Consider the following 16,081-nt stretch of genomic DNA (forward strand, 5'->3'; position numbering starts at 1 on the left):
CCCCCCTTTGGAGATGCGTCTTGACCACACCCGCCGCGACGTCGCTGGACGCGGACGAGGAGCGCGTCACCCGCGCCCAGCGTCTGCTCATCCACCTCGGGGCCGCTCTTGTTGCCCACCCCTTCGACACCGGCACCCACGAGAGGCTCCGCGCCTTCCTCGACGAGGACGCCGAGCCGGTCCTCGCCTCACTCGCCACGCTGCGCCGCCGCCCGGAAGCGGAACTCCGCAGCCGGATCGAGGAGCTGGCCGGCCACACCCTGCGCTCGGCCGGAGGCACGGCATGAGCCCCGTACGCACCGGACTCCGAACGCTGGCCGCACCGGCGGACCCGCAGCCCGCGGACGTCCAGGAGCCGGAGGCCGAGCAGAGCGCCGGCTGGGTCGGTGGCTGGTCGACCGGCGCCCAGGCCAACTCGGCCGCGCTGCTGCGCTGGACCGTCTGGGGCCTCATCCTCCTCGGACCGTTCCTGGGCGCGCTCGCCTACCTGTCCGTGCCCACCACCTCCGCGGCCCCGGCACCGAAGGCCGCCCCGTCCGCACCCTCTGCCAGCGGCGGCCAGGGCGCGGCCGGCTTCGCGACGCTCTTCGTCTCCGCCTACCTGTCCGCCGGGCGCGGCGACGAGCCCAAGCTCGCCGCTTACTACCCGCTGGCTGCCAGCATGCAGCTCGACGGCGTCTCCGGCCAGCACCGGGGCGAGCAGCTGACCGTCGTCCGGCTCCGCCAGACCGACACCGCCGTCTGGGCGGTCACGGTCGCGGCCCGCGTTCCCGGCGCGCAGCCGTCGGCGCCTCCGTCCACGCAGCCGGGCGCCTCCCCGTCTCCGGCAGCGGACGCGGTGCGCTACTTCCAGGTGCCCGTGGCCACCGCGCCTGGCGCCGGGGGAGCAACCGCGTACACGGCGCTGTCGATGCCGGCCGAGGTCGCCGCCCCCGAGCGGGCCAAGACTCCGGAGCTGGTCTATGGGGCGATGCGCCCGGCGCTGCCGTCCGACCCGCGTACCCAGGCCGTCACGAGCTTCCTGAGCGCCTACCTCACCAAGGCCGGGGCCGAGCTCGACCGCTACCTCGCCCCCGGTATCCGACTGGCCGCGCCGTCCCCGGCTCCGTACTCGGGCGTAGCGGTGGACCAGCTCGCTGTCGAGGGCGAGACCGGCGGTGAACCGGTCGTCTCCGTCCCTGGCGACGGCAGCACCCTGCGCCTGCTCGTTGCGCTGCGGGCCACCGGCCAGGACGGGGTGCGGCTCCCGCTCACCTACGCGCTCACCCTCAAGGCGCGTGCCGGCCGGTGGGAGATCGCCAGCCTCGACGGCGCCCCCACCACCTCCTCAAGGCCCCCTACCCCTGCACCGGTTGTCTCCGGCTCGCCGAGCCCGGCCGCCACCCACACCCCGTAGAAGGAGCACCGACATGCTGAACGACTCCGTCATGCTCGCCCAGGGCTGGATCCAGACAGGAACCGGCCTCGGCAACGGCATCAAAGACCTGATCTTCAACGTGGCCATTCCCACCCTCTGCGGCGTCTTCGTCGTCGTGGTCGGGTGGAAAACCAAGTCGCCCGGTCCGACGATCATGGCCGTCATCTTTGCGGCGATCGTCTGGGGCCTGTCCGCCAACATGGCCACCCTCAAGAACAAGACCCAGGAGGACATCGTCCAGTACCAGGGCGGCGAGTATGCGCCCAGGGGTGACGAGTGACAGCGTCCCCCGACGCGGGCGAGCTGGACTTCGAGCTGATCGGCCGCTGCTACACCAAGGCGCGGCGAGCACCGCTGGTCCACGGGGTGATCCGGGACGTCAACGGTGGCCGGGGGATCCGACTGCCCGGCGGCCCGTACACCCTCACCCAGCTCGCCGGGATCGTCTCCACCGTCGCCGCCCTGATCCTGACCCGCCCGCTGTGGGGCGGCCACGGCTGGCTCGACGCCGCGGTCCTGCTCGGCATGCCCTTCGTGGTGGCGTTCGTGCTCCGCCACCTCCACATCGACGGCCGCAACCCGGCCGCCGCCCTGCTGAGCATCGCCCTGATGCTGGCCGCGCCAAAGCGCGGCCAGCTCCGCGGCCGGGCCTACCACCCGGCCCGGCCCACACGCGGCGACACCCGCATCCACCTGCCCGCAAACGAGCCGCCCGCCAAAGCCGCTGCCACTGGGGACGATCGCGATCCCAAGCGGGCCGCTGCCCGGCCGAAGCCGGCGCAGCCCGGCCCCGCAGCACCCGCAGCACCCGCCGAGCCTGCGGCCCCGGCCGCTCCGGTGGTGTCGGGAGTACAAGCCCTGCTCGCCCGCCGCGCCCCCACACCCCGTAACTGACTGGAGAACTGACGATGCGCCTGCCGATCCGGCACGTCCAGCGGAACCTCATCTTCACCACCCACGGCACCGTCTGGGCGGTCTGGCGCGTCACCGCGACGAACTACAGCCACGCGCCGACCGCCGTCAAGCGCCGCCGCCTCAAGGCGCTGGAAGGCCTGTTCAAGGCGCTCACCGGTGAGCCGATGCTCATGAGCCTGTGCCCGCAGATCGACCCGACCGCCGTGGTCCGCGCCATGGTCGACGACATCGACCTCAAGCGCGCCCCCCGCTACGAGAGCCTGGGGCACGCCGTACTGGACCGGCTGGAAAGCATGGAACTGACCGGCCGCACCGACTGGCTGGCGCTCCCGCTGCCCCCGCTGTCCCAGCAGGACGCGGTGCGTTCGGCGTTCCGGGCGGCGAAGGCGGAAGTTGCGCTACAGCTGGGCCTGATGCCGGCCGTCGTCACCGACGCGGAAGTACGGCGGCGCCTGGAGCAGGCCCAGCGGATCCAGGCCCAGTGGCCCTCCGGTGTGGCGATGCGCCCGGCCTCCGAGGCGGAGATCCTGTGGATCTACGGCCACAGCGCGCGCCGTGGGCTCGCCGAGCCGTTCCTGCCGGATGGCACCGAAGCACCGGTTCGCGGCCGCGGCCGGAACGTTGCGGCCCTGGGGGAGATCCTCGTCGCTGAGGGCGGCACCGACTTTGCTGCCGGCCCCGCGCTGCCGGCCAACCCTTTCGCCCGTCGCTTCCTTCAGGTCTCCAGCCAGTGGGGCCACTCCTACCAGGCGCTCCTGGCCCTCTCGGAGATGCCCGAGGCGTTCGCCCTGCCCGGAGCCGCCTACCTCCAGCAGCTCGACGACCTCGCCTACCCCGTCGACTGGACCGCCCGGCTCGTCATCGTCCCCGGCTCGAAGGCCGAACCGAAGATCCGCAAGCGGGCCCGGCACCTCAAGGCCCAGGCCGCCGAATACGAGGGCGACCCGGCCGGCCCGCCCGCTGCCGTCGCCCGCAACCAGGCCGACAACGAGGAGTACCACGAGCGGATCACCGCCAACCGGCGCGAGGTCGAGATCCGCGCCATGATCACCCTCGCCGTGTGGGGCAACAGCCCCGACGACGCCATGGACCGCGCCGCCGCCCTCGCCTCCGACTTCGGCTCCACCGACTACACCTTCTCCCGGCCCGCCGGAGAGCAGACCAGCCTCTGGCAGGCCATGCTGCCCGGCTGCCGCACCCCCCGCGTCATGACCAGCTACGCGCAGATCCTCCTCGCCCGCGACTTCGCGATGGCCATGCCCTGGTGCGGATCCCAGCTCGGCGACGAACGCGGCGGCCTCTACGGCCTGCAGGTCGCCTCCGGCGGCGCCCGCCCCGTCCTCATCGACCCCGCACGCGGCCCCCGTGAGAACGCCAGCGCATCGATGGCCTGGCTCGGTGAGCTCGGAGCCGGAAAGTCCGTCGGCATGAAAGGCGCCGTCTACAACGTCCTCGCCCGTGGCCACCAGCTCGGCCGGCCCGGCAGCCGCGGCCGCGCCGTCATCGTCGACCGCACCACCGATCAGGAATGGGCCCGCTTCGCCCAGGCATGCCCAGGCACCACCCAGCTGATCCGCATCGACCACACCGCCGAGGTCTCCCTCGACCCCCTGCGCCTCTACGTGAAGAACAGCCCCCAGGTCGCAGCCCGCTTCACCGAGTCCTTCCTCACCCTGCTGCTCGGGGTCCGGCCGATGGATCTCGAAGGCGTCGCCCTGTCCGAAGCCGTCCAGGCCGTCCTCACCCGGCCCGATCCGTCGATGCGCGCTCTGATGGACGAACTCACCGCGCGCGGCGCCGACGACGCGGCGGCCCACGGCCTGGCCCGCAAACTCGCCGCGGTCGCCCGCAAGGACCTGGCCCGGGTCGTGTTCGACGAGACGCTGCCGGTCATTGACACCCAGCGCGCCGACAGCGTCGTCTTCCTCGTCAGCGCGCTGCAGCTGCCGAAGAAATCCGAGCTCGCCTCCGAGCACCGCATCCAGCGCCTGGAGTTCGAGAAGATCCTGGGCCGGGCCCTGATGTACCTGATCGCCGCGGTCTCCCGCGAAACCGCGATGCGCAGCCGAGACGAATTCGCGGTCACCGTCTTCGACGAATGCTGGTGGCTCACCTCCAGCGACGAAGGCCTTGAGCTGCTCCTGGAACTGCTGCGCGACGGCCGCAAGCGCAACGCCGCCGCGTACGTCGGCAGCCACGACGCCGACGACATCGGCCCTGCCGACAGCGAGAAGGGCGCCATCGTCCGCGGCCTCATCCCGCACCGGTTCGTCTTCCGGCAGACCAGCCGCACCCTGGCCGCCCGCTCCCTGGAGTTCCTCGGCGTGGACTCCACCGACACCGACCTCCTGGACCTGGTCACCGGCGGCCTCTCACCGCTCGGCCTGCCCGAGGACCAGCGCCGTGCCCGCGCCGGCGAGTGCCTCTACCGCGACCTGGCCGGCCGCATCGGCCTCATGCGCGTCCTCATCCCGATGGACCGGGCGATCGAGCGCGTCATCCACACCACCCCGACCAGCCAGCAGGCAGCGGCATGATGACCGCTCGCGCCCCGTGGAAGCGGCTGCGCCTGCTCGGCGCGGCCCGCCTGCGCCTCGCCCTGCTCGTCGCGGCCCTCGCTGCCACCGCCTTCACCATGCTCACCTCGCTGCCGGCCCTCGCCGAGCCGAGCCCATCGGCAACCCCGACTCCGACTCCCACCAGCCCGCCGCCGACCAACCCTCTTGGGCCCACCACACCCGGTACGCGCACGCCCACCCCGGAGGAGCTCGCCGAGATCGAAAGGATCCTTGAGGACCTCAACAGGCGTGTCTCGGACGCCATGAAGCAGTCCTATCTCAGGGATCAGGAGGAGCGCCTGCGCAAGCTCCTGCCCAACGAGGGCGGCATCCTGTCCGTCTTCAACGTCACCGACGCCAACAACCTGCCGATCTCGGCCTACACGGTCAAGAGCGACACCGGAGGCCTGACCGACTGGGACCTGGGCATCCAGAACCTCATCGCAGAACTCTGCTTCATGATCACTAAATGGGTCATTGCGTTCTGCTGCTGGCTCATCGGCTGGTCCCTCAGCTTCGGCCTCGCCAAGCTGCTCCTCACACCTGTCCTATCCGCTGCCAACTCCCTGCACACGCAGGTCATCCTGCAGATGGGCCTACCGAGCCTGTTCCTGTCGGTGTGTGCCCTGGTGACCGTCGCCCGCATCTTCTTCGGGGATCGGGCCAAGGGATGGGGCGATGCCGCCCTGTCCATCCTGATCGCCGCACTCACGGCCACGCTGCTCTCCTCGCCCCCGGAGCTCCTGCTGGGCGAGCGGGACGGTGCCATCGCCGCCACTCGCGGCATGGCCCTCGAAGTCGCCGCCGTCATCCTCAACGCCAACCCCAGCGAGCTCGCCAAGGACGCTGAAGATGATCGGTCAGCCAGCGAGAAGTCGCTGTCCCGTCCGCTGACAGACGCACTGACCAGTGCCTTCATCGTCAAGCCGGCCATGCTGCTGCAGTACGGACAGGTCTTCGAAGGCGATTGCTCGAAGAAGTACTCCGACGCCAAACTCTCTCAGCTCGCCTACGAGCGTGCGTTGGACGAGCAGACGGGGCGGCTGCAGAAGTTCAGCCGCTTCCAGAGCTATTTCAACCCCCTCGGCAAGGGCCCGGAATGGGCGCTGGACTTCGCCACGCAGTGGGCGTCCGATCACTTCGGCAACCCTCCGATGCAGGAGTTCGAGAAGCAGTGCGTTCAGGGCGACGTACAGGCGGCCAAGCGAGCCTCGATGGACAAGGTCGGCGGAGCGATCTTCCTCCTCATCGCCGCCCTCATCGTGACCGTCCTGATCACTGGGCTGGCCGGGTCCTTCCTCGTCGCCCAGTGCCGGATCGCCTGGGACGCCGTACGTGCCGAGCCGGCGCTGGTCGCCGGTGTCGTTCCGGGAGCCGGACGCGCCTTCCTCTGGGATTGGGCGGCGTCCGTCCTGCACTCTCTTGGCCAACTGCTCGCCTCGGTCCTCGGCCTCGCAGTTCTCATTCTGATCATCCAGGCAGTCCTCGACCCCGTGCAGGAGGGCGGGGGTACTGAACTCACGCTGCGGTTCCTCGCCGTGGACATCGTGTGCATCGGTGCTGTCAAGAAGCGCAAGGCACTCAAGGCCAGGTCCAGGCAGGTCGCGGCGAACTTCCGTGCCAAGATGTCCGCCGCGCGTATCGGCGGGACCAACGGTTCGGTCTTCACCCCCGCCTCCACCCCGGTTGCGAAGAACCACAACATCGGCCGCACCATCACCCGCGGGGCGGTGCGCACCGCGATGGTCGGCGTTGCTGTCGTCTCGGGCAACCCGATTGCCGCGCTCGGCTACGCAGGCTCCTCCAACGTCAGCACAGTCGCTCTGGCCAACCGACTCCAGTCCGGGAGCCGGAGGGGCGGCAGTCAACCGGCCAGGCCCGCAGGCCACCAGCCGCAGCCGCAGCCGCAGCCCCAGCCGCAGCCCCAGCCCCAGCCCCAGCCCCAGCCCCAGCCCCAGCCCCAGCCCCAGCCCCAGCCGGGCAACGCCGGCACCCCAAACCAGACACCGGCCGCAACTCCGCAGCCTGTCCAGCCGCCGAACCAGCCCGCTCAGCCGCCCAACCCTGCCAGCACCCCGGCGAACCAGGTGCCGGGAGGCCCGGCGCGCACCCCCGCAACCAGCAGCCAGGCGGTCACCGTTCCGAACCGGCGGCCTGGAGGACAGGCAACGAACCTGACCACCAGCAACAGCCAGGCGACCACCGTTCCGAACCAGCCCAACGAGCAGGCAGGGCAGGCAACGAGTCGGCGGGCCCAGCCCCGCCACCCGGTACCTACGCAGCCGGCGGCCTCGCCGCGCCAGCAGCAGCTCCGGCAGCGTCTGGACCGTGGCAACCAGCGCCAGCCCAGTACGGGCCGTGTCACCGACGTGACGCCGCGGCGGCCGAGCGACGCGTCCCTCAGCCGTAACGAGCAGTGGGAACTGAACCGGCGTCGCCGCCAGCGGGGCGGTTCATGAAGAAGGGGATCAAGGGGTGGCTGGCCGGCGTCGCCGGACTGCTCGGGCTGGGACTCGTCCTGCTCGCCGCGATCGGCGCCCACGTTGCCGGCCTTGGGCAGAGCGAGGCCGAGGCCGCCGCAGCCCACTGCCCGACCGGCGGCCAGCCCGGACTGGACCCGGAATCCGCCGACATCGCCCGCAAGGTCAAGGAGATGCTGGCCGGCAGCGGCGACGTGAAGGTGCCCGGCCTCTCCCAGCCCGAGAAGCAGATCCCCAACGCGAAGGTCATCGTTGCAACCGGCATCCAAAAGCGGGTGCCAGCCCGCGGCCAGGTCATCGCCCTGGCCACCGCCCTCCAGGAGTCCACCCTGATCAACCTCGACTACGGCGACCGCGACTCACTGGGCCTGTTCCAGCAACGGCCCTCTCAGGGCTGGGGAACCCGCGAGCAGATCATGGACCCCGTCTACTCCAGCACCAAGTTCTACGACGGGCTCGTGAACATAAAGGACTGGGAACAGATGCCGCTCACAGTGGCCGCGCAGAAGGTCCAAAGAAGCGGCTTCCCCGACGCCTACGCCAAGCACGAGCCTCTCTCCACCGCACTCCAGCAGGCAATCGCCCCCTCACTGGGCGCCGCACCTGCGGGGCCGGCCCCGGGTCCGCCGGCTCTCGGCTGGGGCTTCAGCTCCGCAGGGTGCAACAGCCAGCCCGACGCCGACTTCGGAAACATCCCGCCAGGCACTCTGCCCGAGGGCTACCAAATCCCGCAGGCCGCCCCCATGGAAGTCCGCACCGCGATCCAGTGGGCGCTCGGACAGCTTGGTACGCCGTACCAACTGGGCGGCAGCTGCACCAACCCGCACGGCCCCAACCCCTCTGAACGGTGCGACTGCTCGTCCCTGACACAACGTGCCTACGGCGTCGCCGGCGAAGAGATCACCCGAACCACGTACACGCAGATTCATGACGGCCGGGGCGTCCCCATCGGTCAGGTTCAGCCAGGAGACCTGCTGTTCTCCCGTGGTACCGCTGCCGCACCCGAGCACGTGTCCATGGCGATCGGGTACGGCTACGTTGTTCACTCGCCCAAGCCGGGCAGGGTCGTCGAGGTCTCGAAGCAGGAGTACATGGGTGAGATCCTCGTCATCCGGCGCATCGTTGGCTGACGCAGCCGTGCCCGCCTCCCTCCAGGGCGGCGGGCACGGCGGAGACGGTCAGCGCTGAATGGTGACGCAGGGGCGCTCGCTGCGGTGCTCGAACCTGGAGCAGATCCGGTCTCCGTGCCGGAACGACTTGCCCACTGGCCAGGCCGCGATCTCGAACTTGTGCCCCCCATGCTGCACTGACTCGCTTGCCTTCCAGGCCCCCACCGTCTGGACTCGCTTACCGCCCCGCAGCACGAAGGTCTCGGCCCGGGCGCCCGGGTACCAGCCAGTCAGAGTGGCTCGTACCTCCTTCACCTTCAGACCCTCGCCGATCACGCCGACGCCCACCGGCCCTTTGTCGGCTCCACCGCTCGCGTACGCCGGAGCCGTACCGACCAGCAGAAGTGCAGCCGCAGTCATGTAGATCGCTTTCCTCATGACGAGATCAACGGCACGAACGTCGTGAAGGCACTGCCCCTGCCCTGCCAAAGCATCCTGAAGCCCCGAGGCCGTCGAGCGGGCCATGGCCGATGCCAACGCCCGCTCCGCCGAACTGGTCCTCGCGCTCGTCACCGGAGCAGGGCCCGGCCACCACCACCTCGTCGTCAGCGCCCACCTGGACGGCGACAACCAGGCGGCGGGCACCTCGTGGACCAGCGACGGCATCGGCTTCGGATTCCACGAGGACCCGACCCCGGCCGCAGCCATCATCGGAGTCGCCCTGACCGCCGACACCGTCGGCGGGATCGTCCTGCACACCGCAGAGGAGAACGACCGGGGGACCCTGCGCGGCTGGGCCCGCACCAGCATCCCGTTGCGCGAGCCGAAGGTGTTCTCCGCGTACTGCGTCGGGGCGGCAGGCGAACCGATGCCGCCGCAGCCCGACACCTCGTACGCCGACGCCTCCCTCTTGTCGGCCCCGTAGCTTGCGGCGCGGCTGGCCGAGCCGTGAGACGAGGAGACGTTGACCCGATTTCAGCAATAACATCCACCGCTGTACCGCCTCTGGCTGCTCCCCGGCCTGTAAACGGCCGCCCAGCTGTACCCCCTACCGCCTCCCTCCCAGAAAGCCCGCCCCATGCCCCGCATCCGGTACCGACTGCTGCCGAAGTTCGCCCCGAAGATCAGCGTCACCCCGCGCGGTATCAAGATCCGCCTGTTCCTCAAGCCGTACCTGCGCGTCAGCGGACGCTAAGACTGTCCCGAAAGGACCCCGCTCATGAACACGCCGCTGCCCGACACCTTGAAGGGCATCCGAGAGGCCCTGACCGTCGGAGAGGGCTACCCCGAAGACCTCGCCACCCTTCGAGGCCGACATCAACCGGATCGTCCTCGCCTACCGCGACCGCATCGCAGCCAAGCGATCCGAAACTGCCCTGTTCTCCGACCCGAAGCTCACCGTCCACGACGACCCAGAGGAGCAGCCGCAGTTCACCAGTACGCGCCAGTTCTTCGGGTTCGTCGGCAAGGCGATAGCCACGGCCTGGAAAGAATCCTCCTCGGAGCAGGCTCTCCGTGACCTGCGCTCGCAGGAGGAGAAGGCTCGCGATCTGTGGGAGGAGGTGTGCGCGCAGGTCGAGGAGTTGCCGGTGCGCAGGCATCACGACGGCTGGCGCGAGGTCAAACGGCAACTCAAGGAAGCCCGCACCAAGATCCGGCAGCTTCCCGCCTGAGCCAGCACCGACATCTGTCCACGGCGATGCCGGCCGAGTAGAAGAACTGGCTAGGTGTGCCCGAAATGCGCCCGCCCAGTCTCTTCCCCCAACGCAAGCACACAGAAAGAAGCACTCCGTTGAGCAGCGCAGGTTCCGGTGTCCCGGACCGTATCGGCCCCTACGAGCCCTTGCACCGCATCGGCCGGGGCGGCATGGGCAGCGTCTACTTCGCGTACGCGCCGGGCGGGCATCCCGTGGCCGTGAAGGTCATGCACGATGCGATAGCCGCCGACCCCGACTCCCGCCGTCGCTTCGCCCGCGAAGTCGCCGCTCTCGCCAAGGTTACCGGCCCCTACCTCCTACCTCTCCTGGACTCCGACACAGCCGCGGAACAACCCTGGCTGGTCACCCCCTACGCGCCGGGTCCCACCCTCGACACCTACATCCGCCAGTACGGCCCCCTGACCGGCCCCAACCTGAACACCTTCGCAGCCGCCACCGCACACGCCCTCGCGTGCATCCACGCAGCAGGCATCGCCCACCGCGACCTCAAGCCGCAGAACGTCATCCTCGCCGCTGACGGCCCCCGCGTCCTGGACTTCGGTATCGCCCACCACCTCGACGCCACCGCCGTCACCGCCACCCGCATGACCACCGGCACACCCGGCTGGATGGCCCCCGAACAGCTCTCCAAGGGCGAGACGGTCACCGCCACGGACCTGTTCGCCTGGGGCATCCTCACCGCCTACGCCGCCGCAGGAAAGCACCCGTTCGGAACGCCGACCGGCATAGAACACCGCATCCTCAGCCAGGCTCCCGACCTGGAAGAAGTCCCCGACGATCTGCTCTCCCCCGTGGTCGCCGCCCTGGCGAAAAACCCCGCCGACCGGCCTCTTGCCTGCGACCTGGCCGACCGGCTCGCGGCACTCACCGGACCCGAGGGCACTCGCGTCTTCCCCACCCTCGTCTACACCCGGGCAGCACCCATGGGTCCCGCCGGGATAATCCCGAGCGGCCAGTGGAACATCCCGGCCCCAGCCGAAGACCTCACGGCCGTCTACCAGCCGCCCGCACCCCGGCCCGAACTCCTCGCGGAACTCGTAGACATCGGCAACCGCTACTTCTTCCTGAAAGAAGAGATCCGTAGGCATCATGACACTTGGAGGGATCAGCCGATCTCCGATCTCATCGCCGCGACGGACGCCGTCTATCCCACGACACACGAGCAGCGTGCAGCGATCAGCAGGGAGAGCCTAGCCGACCTCCGCAACCGGGCCGACCTGCTGGAATCACTCTTCGAGGACTTTCTACGGCGTGAACCTGAGCGCACAGCCGACGACGCCCTCCACGAACTCGGGGCGCTGCATCACCGGATCAGCCTGATCGCCGACCCGTTCCAGCGGGCCCAGTACCGGCAGACCCTCATGAAGGCAGACGGCCTGGTCCCGCCCACTGCCGAACGCGGCCACGTCACCGCAGAGAGGGCCGAGCTGCTCGCATACGCGGTGGAGGAGGCGTTCGACACCCTGGACCCGCTGCTTCCCGAATTCGAAGCCCGAAACCCTTGGCTTCGTTCATGAAGGCGCGGACAGCGTTTGTCGATGACTTTGGGCAGCAATCGGTGATCACTGAGCCTCAACATGTCGACGCGTTTTGAAGGCGCTGGAGGGCTCCCCGGCTTCCGCTTGTGCCCGCAAGGTTCAGGCGATGGACGGCCGCCTTGGATCGGTCGGGACGATCGCGTGCTCGTCGAAGAGCTGTCCAAGGGCTTCGTGGCCGTGCTCGCGACGGTATTCCATCTCGGCTGCGGTGACCGGAAGGGCCCAAAGGATGCGTTCATGGACGCCCGTAGTTCGGTGCTCGTGTCGGCGAGGGCGTCCAGTCGGCTGAGGACGTCTTGGGCCATGCGTGCCATCAGCGGAGCCTGCTCCTCGATCTGACGGTCTCTGCGGTCAGCAGTGGTTCCGGGATGCTGAGGGGCATTTCCCCCTGCTCCGCAAACGCGTCCTGAATCGGGGCACCCACCTCATCCGCAAAGTGCTGGTAAAGCATTCGGGCGTGGTGTCTGAACTGGCCCCGGATTCCTACTTAGTCCAGGTGAAGGCTTCTTCTCAGCTGTCCTGGAGGCACCGTGCAGCACACCATCCCGTCCCGGCCGGCCCTGGACTGGCCAACATGAGTTTCTCGGCCCTGCCCGTCAACGAGCTGCTCGCCCACCTTCTGGCCATCCTGGGCGCGGCCGCCCCGTACCTCCTCGCTCTCAGCCTCCTGGGGACGGCTGTCTGGGTGTGGTGGACGATCCGGCGCGCGGCGCTCGTCAGGGAAGCGCTCGCCGACCGGGTCCAGGTCGAGGCGATCCCGACGGCCACGTTCGATCCCGGTGAAGGCGAGGTGGGCCGCTGGGCCCGCCAGCTCGGCCGGGTGCACTATGCCGCCGCCGGTGTCCCGGCCCGCGGTTCCGCGGTGCGCCTGCGGTACACCGCCGTGGACGGCAAGATGCGGTGCTACATCGAAGGCCCGGCGGCCGCGGCCGCGATCCTGGCCATGCCGGGCTTCGCCGAGGTCGAAGTCCGAACCCACCACGGCCAGAGCGAAATCCGCCCGGTCCGCTTCAGCGGCCCGGGCGGCACGCCGTGACCGCTGTCATCTCCCTCTCCAAGCTGGCGAAGACGCCCACCGCCCAGGCGAGCGGCCGCCAGTACGTGCAGCGCGCCGAGCTGACCCTGGGCCTGCCCGACTACAAGGCCCTTGCCTCGCTCGGCCTGAACCCGGACCCCCTCCAGCAGCTGGCCGCAGCCATGTCCTCGGTCCGCACCGAGGACGGGGAGAAAGCCGAGGCAGTCTTTGACCTGGTCCCCGTCTCAGAACGCCGCCTGGCCCGCCGCCGGCGCCGCCTGATGGCCCGGGCCGCCCGCCGGGGCCCGTCCGCGTACGGCGAGCGCCTCACCGGCGGCCTCGGCGGGGGAGGATTCTGGGGGGCAATGACCTCTGCCTGGTCCGGCGGCGCCGGGGCCTTCAGCCGATCCGAGCGGATCCCGCGGCAGACCGACCTGCGCGACGGCGTCGGCAAGCTAGAACCCGCCGCCGGGGCGGTGTTCGCCGTGCAGATCCTGCTGCGCACCGAAGCCGCCCACCCGCAGCTTGCCCTGGCGCGGATGCACCAGCTGATCGCCGCGCTGTCGATGACGTCGGGGGAGAACTACCTCAAGGCCCACAGGCCCCGGCGCTGGTCCCTTGGAAGGTTCGAGCGCCGGTTCGCCACGGGCGAGTTCGCCCCCATGCGCCGACAGTGGCTGACCGTGCCCGAGCTCGTCGGCTGGCTCAAGCCGCCCACGGTGAAGTGCACAGCCTCCAGCGTGGTGCGCTCCGGTGGCCTCGTCCCGCCGGCCCCGGCCGACCTCCCCGTCTACACCGGTCAGCGTGACCTGATCCCGCTCGGCGCCGTCGTCTACCCCGACGGCCGCGAGCGGATCGCCGCCGCTCGTGTGCAGGACCTCCTCTTCGGCCTCCAGCTCGGCAAGGCCGGCCACGGCAAGACGGAGGAAGCCCTGGTCCAGTGCATCGCGATGGCCCACTCCGGCTACGGCTGCTGGTTCCTCGACCCGCACGGCGAGGGCTGGATGAGGGCAAAGCCATACCTCGCGCACCCTGAGATCACCGACCGGCTCTGGGAGATCAACCTCGCCAAGGCCGACCCGGACCAGCCCGTCGTCTCCTGGAACCCCCTGTCGATGGAGGGCCGCACCCTCTCCGACGTCCAGGACATCGTCCGCTCCGTCACCGAGGGCATCGCTGCGGCGCAGGACTGGGGCGACAACGCTCCTCGCGCCCGGACCATCCTTGCCCGAGCCTCCCAGGCGCTGGCCCTGCTCAACCTCCAGGCCGTCCAGGCAGGCCACGCCGAGGCGCAGTGCACACTGTTCCAACTGCGCAGCTGGCTCACCGACGAGGACTGGCGTGAGCGGCTCCTGCCCAAGCTCCCGGACCGCGTCCGCGCGTACTGGGAGACCACCTTTCCCAAGCTCGGCCCGGACGCGGTCCCCACCGTCACCTACGCCATCGACCGCCTCGACACCAGCCAGAGCCTCCAGGGCTTCTTCGGCAGCCCCCGCTCCGCGTACGACGTCCGCCACGCGATGGACACCTCGAAGGTGGTGTTCGTCTGCCCGTCCGGCAGCGAGAGCGACGCTCTGGTCAGCTGCCTCCTTATCCACGATCTCCACCGCGCTGGCCTCTCCCGGCAGGACACCCCGCGCGAGCAGCGCAAGACCTTCTGGGCCTGGGGCGACGAGCTCACCGCCCTCGACAGCAGCAGCAAGGGCTTCCTCGCCGCCATCGCCGAGCAGCTGCGCAAGTACGAGGTGCGCTTCATCGGCATGACGCAGATGGCGCTCCGGCTCTCCGCCATCACACGCCAGGCCCTGCTTCAGAACCAGAGCTGGCTGAGCACCTGCGCCGCGGACTACGACGAGGCCGCCTTCGTTGCGAAGCGATGGAACGGGCACGTCAGCCCGGAGACGATCACCGAACTCCCGAAGTACCACTACGTGATGTCCGTGAACCTCAACGGCGCCCGTACCACGCCCTTCCGGGTCCGCGGCCTGCCCGTGGACGAAGTCTTCGCGCACTACAACAACCCGGCCGGCGTCCCCGACATCGACCAGGCGATCGACAGCAACCTCAACCGCCGCCCGCTCGGCGACATCCTCGCCGACCTGGAAGAGCTCGACGCCGTCGTCCTCGCCCACCACACCGGCCGGCGCCCCGGCGCCCCGAGCGCCGGCGACCCCACCAGCGTCATCGACTAGAAGAAAGGGGAGCTCCCATGCCATACCCGCAGTCCACCCCCACCGGGCTGGGCCAGGTCGCCCAGCAGGCTGCCCAGGTCCTCTACCAGCACCGCCTCGTCTCCACACGACAGCTCCACCGGCTCGTCACCCCGCACCAAACCCGCACCGAGTACCTGCGCCGCCAGCTCCACACCCTCCGCCAGGCCGGCTTCGCCGAAGCCGTAGGACGCCGCAGCACCGGCCAGACCGAACTGCTGTGGTGGCTCACAGAGAAGGGGGCCCAGGCGGTCGAGGCTGTCGGCCTGCTCCAGCCCCGCGCCTACCGGATGAGCCCGGAGGCCGCCCTCGGCCCGCTCCAAGAGCACACCCTTGCGGTCGTCGAAGCCGGAGCCGCCTTTGTCGAGCACGCCCGCCGACTCGGCCACGAGTGCGGCCCCCTGGACTGGTCACCCGAGATCGCCCACTACTACCGCGACGAAGCCCGCCCGGGAGAGGAGCTGTGCCTCGTCCCCGACGCCGTTCTCAGCTACGTCCACACCCGGGACAAGCAGCGCACCCTGCTCACGTTCTTCGTCGAGGTCGACCGCACCCAGATGACGATCGCCCGCCTCGCCCAGAAGCTCCACGCCTACGCCGCCTACCACGAGTACGCGCCCCAGCCCCAGACACCCAAGGGCACCCGTGGGCCCCGGCGCCAGGCCGCGATGCCGGCCTGGCGCTACCGGTACCCGGCGTTCCCCCGACTCCTGCTCGTACTGACCGGAGCCTCTGAGGACCGCCTCGCCCGCCGTACCGCCGACCTCCGCAGCCTCGCCGCCAGCGACCCCGCACTTGCCTCCACCCCGCTGCGTGCCGGTGTCACCACCCTCGACCAGCTCCGTGCCCGGGGCCCCTTCGAGGCGGTCTTCACGCCAGTTCTCGGACCGGCCCAGCCGGTGGACGCCTGGATCCGCAGTCCCGCCGCCGCAGCAGCCTGACACGCACGAGAGGGGTGGGAGGTCTACGCCTCCCACCCCTCGAAACGTGCATCTTTCCCGTAGAGCGCAGTGCGATGGGCTGCTCTGCGGAGTGGCTCAGCGGCCCGACCCGCTGGCCTAGCCCGTGATCCTGTGCAGGGGAACCACGACCTCGCGGCCGGTTGCTCTCTCGCCGAGGCG

14 protein-coding genes are annotated in these 16,081 nt (G+C 70.1%); 12 read left to right on the forward strand and 2 right to left on the reverse strand.

Annotated elements, in window-relative coordinates:
• Nucleotides 1-20 precede the first annotated feature (20 nt).
• The 7 genes from ACGFQ9_RS34840 to ACGFQ9_RS34870 are packed head-to-tail and all read left to right on the forward strand — an operon-like array spanning nucleotide 21 to nucleotide 8,500.
• A complete protein-coding gene (locus ACGFQ9_RS34840; protein WP_393579550.1) occupies nucleotides 21-287 on the forward strand; it encodes a hypothetical protein in 267 nt (88 codons plus the stop codon).
• Nucleotides 284-1,396: a conjugal transfer protein gene (locus ACGFQ9_RS34845; RefSeq protein WP_393579551.1), complete on the forward strand. Its 1,113-nt coding sequence runs from the start codon at nucleotides 284-286 to the stop codon at nucleotides 1,394-1,396. The genes ACGFQ9_RS34840 and ACGFQ9_RS34845 overlap by 4 nt, the downstream gene beginning before the upstream one ends.
• A 13-nt stretch (nucleotides 1,397-1,409) precedes the next feature.
• Nucleotides 1,410-1,697 carry a hypothetical protein gene (locus ACGFQ9_RS34850; RefSeq protein ID WP_393579552.1) on the forward strand — a complete coding sequence of 96 codons (288 nt, stop codon included), beginning with the start codon at nucleotides 1,410-1,412 and terminating at the stop codon, nucleotides 1,695-1,697.
• Nucleotides 1,694-2,311, forward strand: a complete 618-nt coding sequence (locus ACGFQ9_RS34855; protein ID WP_393579553.1) for a hypothetical protein — start codon at nucleotides 1,694-1,696, stop codon at nucleotides 2,309-2,311. Before ACGFQ9_RS34850 ends, ACGFQ9_RS34855 begins: the two co-directional genes overlap by 4 nt.
• Before the next feature lie 14 nt (nucleotides 2,312-2,325).
• Nucleotides 2,326-4,869: an ATP-binding protein gene (locus ACGFQ9_RS34860; protein WP_393579555.1), complete on the forward strand. Its 2,544-nt coding sequence runs from the start codon at nucleotides 2,326-2,328 to the stop codon at nucleotides 4,867-4,869.
• Complete coding sequence (locus ACGFQ9_RS34865; RefSeq protein WP_393579556.1) at nucleotides 4,866-7,349, forward strand: hypothetical protein; 2,484 nt, start codon at nucleotides 4,866-4,868, stop codon at nucleotides 7,347-7,349. The genes ACGFQ9_RS34860 and ACGFQ9_RS34865 overlap by 4 nt, the downstream gene beginning before the upstream one ends.
• Entirely contained in the window at nucleotides 7,346-8,500 is a 1,155-nt protein-coding gene (locus tag ACGFQ9_RS34870) for a C40 family peptidase (RefSeq protein ID WP_393579557.1), read from the forward strand. Before ACGFQ9_RS34865 ends, ACGFQ9_RS34870 begins: the two co-directional genes overlap by 4 nt.
• A 48-nt stretch (nucleotides 8,501-8,548) precedes the next feature.
• Here the strand turns inward: ACGFQ9_RS34870 and ACGFQ9_RS34875 are convergent, their stop codons facing one another.
• Nucleotides 8,549-8,917 (reverse strand): hypothetical protein, encoded by a 369-nt coding sequence (locus tag ACGFQ9_RS34875; RefSeq protein ID WP_393579558.1) that lies wholly within the window; start codon nucleotides 8,915-8,917, stop codon nucleotides 8,549-8,551.
• An 85-nt stretch (nucleotides 8,918-9,002) separates the two neighbouring features.
• Between ACGFQ9_RS34875 and ACGFQ9_RS34880 the strand changes: the two genes are divergently transcribed.
• On the forward strand, nucleotides 9,003-9,404 hold the full coding sequence (locus tag ACGFQ9_RS34880; RefSeq protein WP_393579560.1) for a hypothetical protein: 402 nt from the start codon (nucleotides 9,003-9,005) through the stop codon (nucleotides 9,402-9,404).
• Between the two features lie 867 nt (nucleotides 9,405-10,271).
• Nucleotides 10,272-11,714 (forward strand): serine/threonine-protein kinase, encoded by a 1,443-nt coding sequence (locus ACGFQ9_RS34885; RefSeq protein WP_393579561.1) that lies wholly within the window; start codon nucleotides 10,272-10,274, stop codon nucleotides 11,712-11,714.
• A gap of 120 nt (nucleotides 11,715-11,834) precedes the next feature.
• On the opposite strand, the gene ACGFQ9_RS34890 is transcribed toward ACGFQ9_RS34885, so the two are convergent.
• Nucleotides 11,835-11,966: a suppressor of fused domain protein gene (locus ACGFQ9_RS34890; protein WP_393579622.1), complete on the reverse strand. Its 132-nt coding sequence runs from the start codon at nucleotides 11,964-11,966 to the stop codon at nucleotides 11,835-11,837.
• Nucleotides 11,967-12,309: 343 nt separating this feature from the next.
• Here ACGFQ9_RS34890 and ACGFQ9_RS34895 point away from each other — a divergent pair, with 343 nt between their 5' ends.
• Genes ACGFQ9_RS34895 through ACGFQ9_RS34905 form a run of 3 tightly spaced genes read left to right on the forward strand, consistent with a single transcriptional unit; the run spans nucleotide 12,310 to nucleotide 15,901 of the window.
• A complete protein-coding gene (locus ACGFQ9_RS34895; protein WP_393579562.1) occupies nucleotides 12,310-12,771 on the forward strand; it encodes a hypothetical protein in 462 nt (153 codons plus the stop codon).
• On the forward strand, nucleotides 12,768-14,942 hold the full coding sequence (locus ACGFQ9_RS34900; protein ID WP_393579563.1) for an ATP/GTP-binding protein: 2,175 nt from the start codon (nucleotides 12,768-12,770) through the stop codon (nucleotides 14,940-14,942). The genes ACGFQ9_RS34895 and ACGFQ9_RS34900 overlap by 4 nt, the downstream gene beginning before the upstream one ends.
• Before the next feature lie 17 nt (nucleotides 14,943-14,959).
• The gene (locus ACGFQ9_RS34905) at nucleotides 14,960-15,901 is read left to right on the forward strand and encodes a replication-relaxation family protein (protein WP_393579565.1); all 942 of its coding nucleotides are present in this window, start codon (nucleotides 14,960-14,962) and stop codon (nucleotides 15,899-15,901) included.
• Nucleotides 15,902-16,081 lie beyond the last annotated feature (180 nt).

The organism is Streptomyces sp. NPDC048603 (assembly GCF_043199475.1).
GTDB lineage: Bacteria > Actinomycetota > Actinomycetes > Streptomycetales > Streptomycetaceae > Streptomyces.

What these genes read in the sequence shown, in the direction of transcription:
- ACGFQ9_RS34895 (WP_393579562.1), top strand. Translation starts at nt 12,310, where the DNA reads ATGAGTTTCTCGGCCCTGCCCGTCAACGAGCTGCTCGCCCACCTTCTG.
- ACGFQ9_RS34860 (WP_393579555.1), top strand. Translation starts at nt 2,326, where the DNA reads ATGCGCCTGCCGATCCGGCACGTCCAGCGGAACCTCATCTTCACCACC.
- ACGFQ9_RS34845 (WP_393579551.1), top strand. Translation starts at nt 284, where the DNA reads ATGAGCCCCGTACGCACCGGACTCCGAACGCTGGCCGCACCGGCGGAC.
- ACGFQ9_RS34865 (WP_393579556.1), top strand. Translation starts at nt 4,866, where the DNA reads ATGATGACCGCTCGCGCCCCGTGGAAGCGGCTGCGCCTGCTCGGCGCG.
- ACGFQ9_RS34880 (WP_393579560.1), top strand. Translation starts at nt 9,003, where the DNA reads ATGGCCGATGCCAACGCCCGCTCCGCCGAACTGGTCCTCGCGCTCGTC.
- ACGFQ9_RS34905 (WP_393579565.1), top strand. Translation starts at nt 14,960, where the DNA reads ATGCCATACCCGCAGTCCACCCCCACCGGGCTGGGCCAGGTCGCCCAG.
- ACGFQ9_RS34875 (WP_393579558.1), bottom strand. Translation starts at nt 8,917, where the DNA reads ATGAGGAAAGCGATCTACATGACTGCGGCTGCACTTCTGCTGGTCGGT.
- ACGFQ9_RS34850 (WP_393579552.1), top strand. Translation starts at nt 1,410, where the DNA reads ATGCTGAACGACTCCGTCATGCTCGCCCAGGGCTGGATCCAGACAGGA.
- ACGFQ9_RS34870 (WP_393579557.1), top strand. Translation starts at nt 7,346, where the DNA reads ATGAAGAAGGGGATCAAGGGGTGGCTGGCCGGCGTCGCCGGACTGCTC.